This window comes from uncultured Mucilaginibacter sp., from assembly GCF_903913935.1.
In the GTDB taxonomy this organism is placed as follows: Bacteria; Bacteroidota; Bacteroidia; order Sphingobacteriales; family Sphingobacteriaceae; genus Mucilaginibacter.
On record NZ_CAIWNH010000393.1, the window covers coordinates 1 to 6,075 of the forward strand.

Here is a 6,075-nt window from a genome sequence, read left to right on the forward strand (position 1 = left end):
GATAAAAAACTATTTGAAATCCGCATTTATCAATATGTACAGGAACAAAACCTATACGTTGATAAACATTTTTGGGCTGAGCATTGGCCTGGCCTGTGTTATGCTGATTACGCTTTATATAAAAGACGAAGTCAGTTTCGACCGCTTTAATACTAACGGAGCCTCTGTTTACCGGGTCGTTCAGGACGGGCGATCGCCCGATGGCAGCGCATATAAAAACGGATTTACCAGCGGTGTAGAAGGAATAACCTTTAAACAGGAAATACCCGAAATAAATGAATTTTGCCGTATTAACGGTGGTGGAAGTGTCCTGGTAAAAAAAGGCGGTGATGTAATTAGCGAGCCAATTTTATATGCTGATAAGAGTATCTTCAAAATATTTTCCTTCCCGCTGCTCAGTGGAAAACCCGGAGCGGTATTAAATTCGGCAAATGCATTGGTTATCACTGAAGATTTGGCAAAAAAATATTTCGGAAATACCGATGCCGTGGGCAAGGTTTTACAGATAAACGTTAGTGGCAAGTTCTCACCGTTTATCATCACTGGGGTTGCTAAAAATGTCCCCCAAAATTCAACTTTGCATTTTAGTTTGCTGATGTCTATTGAACCGTCCTTACCAAAATCGTCTACGCCTGATGACTGGTTTAGCATGTTTTTAAACACATTTGTTTACGTAAGGCCAGGTGCCGACGCAAAAAACGTTGAACGAAAGATGAATGCTATTTTTAACTATCATGCTGGTAAAAAATTGGCTGAATACAAAAAGCAGTTTGGGCAGAAATTAAGCGTCCAATTTAATTTGGAACCATATTACAAAGTGCATTTGGGCGAATACGGTATCGGGAACGGCTTAAGGCCGTCAAACAAGGTTGATTATTCGCTTATTTTAGGTGGCATTGCTGCCTTTATTCTGTTTATTGCCTGTATTAATTTTATCAATTTAACGCTTTCTCGTTCGTTACGTCGCGCCAAAGAGATCGGCATACGCAAGGTTAACGGCAGTTCGCGCGCGCAGCTCATCGTTCAATTTATGGGCGAGTCGTTCCTGCTAACGTTGATTGCCTCATTGATATCGGTAATGATACTGGTGGCCTGTTTGCCTGAATTCAATGAACTTGCTAATAAAAACCTGGAGGCATCATATCTATTAACCTGGCAATCGGCCGTTATTTTTTCATTGCTAATCGTCGTTAATACATTTCTTTCAGGATTCTACCCGGCTATGGTACTATCGGGCTTTAATCCGGTACAAATACTTTACGGGAAATTAAAGATCAGTGGGCACAATTATTTCGGCAAAAGCCTGGTAGTTGTGCAATTTGTTATTGCTGTTTTTTTGGCCATCGGCACCATCGTGATGCTGAAACAATTTAATTACCTGGTAAACTCCGACCTTGGTTATAAGCCACAGGATATTGTTGACTTGCAGTTGCCGCATGATTTTCCCGTGTTTAAAAGCGATTTGTCTAAATATCCGTTTATAAAAAGTATTTCGGGGCAAATGGCGCCATTTACCTCTGTATATGCAGATCTTTTTGAAGTTGGCGATAAAAAACTAACCAGTACGTCAACTTTGAGCGTTGACAATGAATTTTTGAACGAATTAAATATTCCGGTTGTGCAGGGGCACGGGTTTTACAATATGGCCGGCGATACTACAGAGGTTTTAGTAAATCAATCGTTTGTAAAGGCCGCCGGCTGGCAGGATAGTCCTTTGGGTAAGAAGATAAAACAGGGAAAACAGGAACTTACAGTCATCGGGCTCGTTCATGATTTTCACAGCGCAGCGTTAAACTATAAAATTAGCCCGCTCGTAATTCAACAACTCCCAAAACCAACTTATGGCGACGTGCTTGTTAAAATCGACCCAAATCAAAAAGTTAAAGCAATTGAGGCTATGCAGCATGAATACAAAAAACTGATAGCAGATGCTCCGATTCAATACAACTTTTTAACCGATGAACTGGCCGATCAATATGATAGTGTAAACAAATGGAAACAGATCATCACGATCTCAGCCGCGATTTCCATATTTATTTCGTGTCTGGGCTTATTCGGGTTGGCAACCTTATCTATTGAACAAAGGGTGAAAGAGATTGGCGTTCGCAAAGTATTAGGAGCTAGCATTGCTAATATTAGCGTCGTTTTAATGACGAATTTTTTAAAGCTCGTATTCATCGCCATTGTTATCGCCTCGCCGCTTGCGTGGTATGCGATGAACAAATGGCTTGAGGACTACCCTTACCGCATTAACATGGGCTGGTGGGTGCTTGTTTCCGCCGGACTGGGTGCATTAATCATCGCCTGCACAACTATTGTATTTCAATCAGTAAAAGCAGCACTTGCTAACCCGGTGAAAAGCCTGAGGAGTGAATGAAAAGTCATTAGTCATTGTGTCATTGGTCATTGAATGCTGGCAAGTAACTAATGACACAATGACTAATGACGCGAAACAAATGACCAATTCACTAAATCACTAATTAATTAGCCATGATATTCAACTACATAAAAATCGCCTGGCGTAACCTGACCAAGCAAAAGTTATTTAGCCTCATAAATATTACGGGCCTGGCCACAGGGCTGGCTGTTTGTATGATGATTATGATGTATGTAGCCCACGAGATGAGCTATGATCGTTTTCATAAAAATGCTGACCTGATATTTATGCCCCAGGGCCAGATAAAACAAGGGAGCACCATCATGAATATGCAGTACATGAGTTACGCTGCCGGGCCGCTTATCCAGCAATCGCAGCCAACGGTAAAAGCTTATATACGCACGCTTGCATATTTCAACCAAAATCCTGTGGTGGTTAACGATCCGTCTTCGCCCGGCAAAAAGTTCATTGAGGATAAACTTTTATTTGCTGATCCTGGTTTTTTTAACTTCTTCTCTTTTAAGCTGTTATTGGGTTCAACTAACAACGTGCTTAAGCGACCGTTCAGCGTTGTTTTATCAAGGGATATGGCCAAAAAGTATTTTGGCGGCGAAAACCCGGTTGGCAAAACAATTATGATAAAAACGGATAGCACTTATACTTATCAGGTTACCGGCGTAGCAGAAAACGCCCCGTCAAACTCCTCGATTGATTTTAATTTTGTTGCCAGCAATGCCAGTTTACTGGCGATGAAAGAAGCGGCCAGGTATACCGGGGATAAGCATATCAGCTTCGGTGCCTTTGGGCTTTACCTGTTACTTAAAAATGCTTCGGATACGGCAAGGCTGGCGCGGGGAATGGACCTGGTGGCTAAAAAGGATAAAGATTTTGACAATATTAAATTCTCCTTCAACGCGCTGGTCGACTCTCATTTAAAAAACGACTTCGGTGATCAATCGAATATCAGATACCTCAAAATATTTCCCCTGGTGGCTGTGCTCATCTTATTGCTGGCGCTGGTTAACTACATGAGCCTTTCTACAGCAAGGGCCACATTAAGGGCAAAAGAAGTTGGTGTGCGCAAAGTATCCGGCGCAAGCCGTAAAACCATCGCCATACAATTTTATGTAGAGTCGGCGGTATTTACCTGTATATCTTTTGTGCTTGGATATTTTTTATGCTATTTTATTACGCCGTGGTTTTTAAGCATCCTTCAGCTAAAAATCGATAACTCGTTTTTATATAGTCCTCTGGTGCTCATTTTGTTGTTTAGCTTATTAGTCATAACTATTTTAATTGCAGGATTTTATCCTTCAATGGTGTTGTCTGCATTTAAACCGGTAATTACCCTAAAAGGTAAAATGAGCAAACAGGCAGGTGGTGTTACCGTCCGCAAAGTATTTACAACACTGCAATTTGCCATATCCATCGGGTTGATTGTTTGCGGGATAGTTATTGACCGCCAGCTATATTATTTCAGGCACGCCGATACTGGTATAAATAAAGATAATGTGGTAATGATCCCTATAGGCAATAGTGTTGGGAAAAAGTACAGTACGTTAAAGCAGGAAATTCAATCATTAGCCGGTGTAAGCAACGTGGCTACTTCAAATTATGCCATGTTTAAAAGCTACAACATGAATTTTTTTGATGGAAAAACCAAAGGTGAGGCCGTGGGCGCTGCCGCAATTGTTGCTGATGAAAACTTTATGGCAACGCTTGGCTTAAAATGGAAGTATCCGCCGGCGCCCAATGCGGCGTTGGCCAGCCGTAATAAAACTATTATTAACGAAGAAACAATTGCGGAGTTACACCTTCCGGCTAACCCGGTGGGCAGTGTTCTTAAATCAGGCGATCAAAAAATAACAGTTAGCGGCGTGTTAAAAGACTTTAAATTTACCTCAATGGCATATGCAGTAAAGCCTTTGTCGCTGGTTGTTTTAAAGGATACTGATAGCTATTTCATTAAGTTTGGATGTAACCTGTTCGCCAGGATCAGCCCCCATACTAATCTTCCAACCCTGTTGGGTAAAATGCAGGCTATCTATAAAAAATACGACCAGGATACACCCTTTGATTATACTTTTATGGATGATGCTTTTAACGCCCAATACAAAGCAGACGACCGCCTGGCATCTATCTTCGGGGTATTTACCTATGTCACTATCATTTTAGCAGCCCTGGGTCTTTTTGGCCTAGCAGCCTTTACTATTGAACAGCGTACAAAAGAAATTGGCATCCGCAAAGTATTGGGCGCTAGCGTAAGTTCTATCAATAATCTATTGTCTAAAGATTTTTTAAAGCTCGTTTTTCTCGCAAACGCAATAGCATCACCGATAGCCTGGTGGGCCATGCGTAACTGGCTTCAAAATTTTGCTTATCGCATTTCCATTTCCTGGTGGATGTTTGCGGCGGCCGGTTTTGTAGCGATTGTAACGGCGGTATTAATGGTTAGCTACCATGCTGTAAGGGCAGCGATGGCAAATCCGGTAGATAGTTTGCGGAGCGAATGAGCAGAGAGTCATTGGGTCATTATGTCATTGAGACGGTGGGTATTTGCAATTGCCGGAGTAACAGCAATAACCATAGCCTTTATAACCATGAGTTTTCAGGCTTTAAAAGCTGCATTGGCTAACCCGGTTAAAAGTTTACGGAGTGAATAGGGTAGTGATTAGAGGGTGGAGATTAGAGATTAGAAAAAATTATCGAACTATTTCTGCCTAATCTCCAATCTCTGGTCTCTGATCTCTAAAACCTAGATATACTTCGTGCCAAACTGTTGTTTTACGTCGGCAACCACTTTTTTTACATTTTGTTCCTGGTCGCGGGGGCAAATCAGCAGGGTATTGTTGGCTTCAACCACAATAAAATCGTGCAGGCCCTGTAAAATAACCAGTTTTTCACCAGGTACATTCACCATACAGTTGGATGAATCGTACATGATTACCTTTTCAGCAGGGATGACAGCGTTGCCGACATAGTCTTTTTCTGCCAGTTCATAAATAGATGCCCAGGTACCCAGGTCGCTCCAGCCAAATTCCGAAGGCAACACATAAACATTGTTGGCCTTTTCCATAATGCCATAGTCGATGGATATGTTGGTACATTGCTGGTAGGTTTTGTGAATATGATTTCTTTCCTCAGGGGTGTTATAAACGGGCCGTGAATCCGCAAATATTTCGTGCATATCGGGCAGATACTGGTTAAATGCATGTACAATAGCCCTGGCCGACCAAACAAATATGCCCGCATTCCACAGGAAATCGCCGCTCTGTAAAAATGTTTTAGCTATTTCCAGCGTTGGCTTTTCAGTAAAGGTCTTTACCTTGTAAAAATCATTTTCAAGGCTGTTATCGGTATATTGAATGTAACCGTACCCGGTGTCTGGCCTTGAAGGTTTAATGCCCAACGTTATCAGGCAATTGTTTTCAGTAGCTACCTTTAATGATTTTTCAATAGCGCTAACAAAAGCGGCCTCGTCTAAAATTAAATGATCTGAGGGGGCAACGACAATTGCCGCGTCAGGGTTCATGCTTTCAATCCTAAAGGATCCATAGGCGATGCAAGGCGCAGTATTACGCATTACCGGTTCTGTTAGGATCTGGTCGTCGGCCATATCAGGCAATTGTTTTTTTACCAGGTCCGTATAAATTTCATTGGTAACAACGTAAATATTTTCTTTGGGGCATATTTTTAAA

At 41.7% G+C, this 6,075-nt stretch carries 3 protein-coding genes; 2 read left to right on the forward strand and 1 reads right to left on the reverse strand.

The genetic code is table 11. The annotated features are described in order from the left end of the window. Both QZY09_RS15705 and QZY09_RS15710 read left to right on the forward strand, forming a co-directional pair. Positions 1–2,377, forward strand: a 2,377-nt coding sequence (locus QZY09_RS15705; RefSeq protein ID WP_295673894.1) for an ABC transporter permease, incomplete at its 5' end; no start/stop codon positions are given. Between the two features lie 113 nt (positions 2,378–2,490). Then, positions 2,491–4,890, forward strand: a complete 2,400-nt coding sequence (locus tag QZY09_RS15710) for an ABC transporter permease (RefSeq protein WP_295673895.1) — start codon at positions 2,491–2,493, stop codon at positions 4,888–4,890. A gap of 242 nt (positions 4,891–5,132) precedes the next feature. Here QZY09_RS15710 and QZY09_RS15715 read toward each other — a convergent pair. Continuing rightward, the coding region (locus QZY09_RS15715; protein ID WP_295673897.1) for a mannose-1-phosphate guanylyltransferase at positions 5,133–6,075 on the reverse strand (943 nt) is incomplete at its 5' end.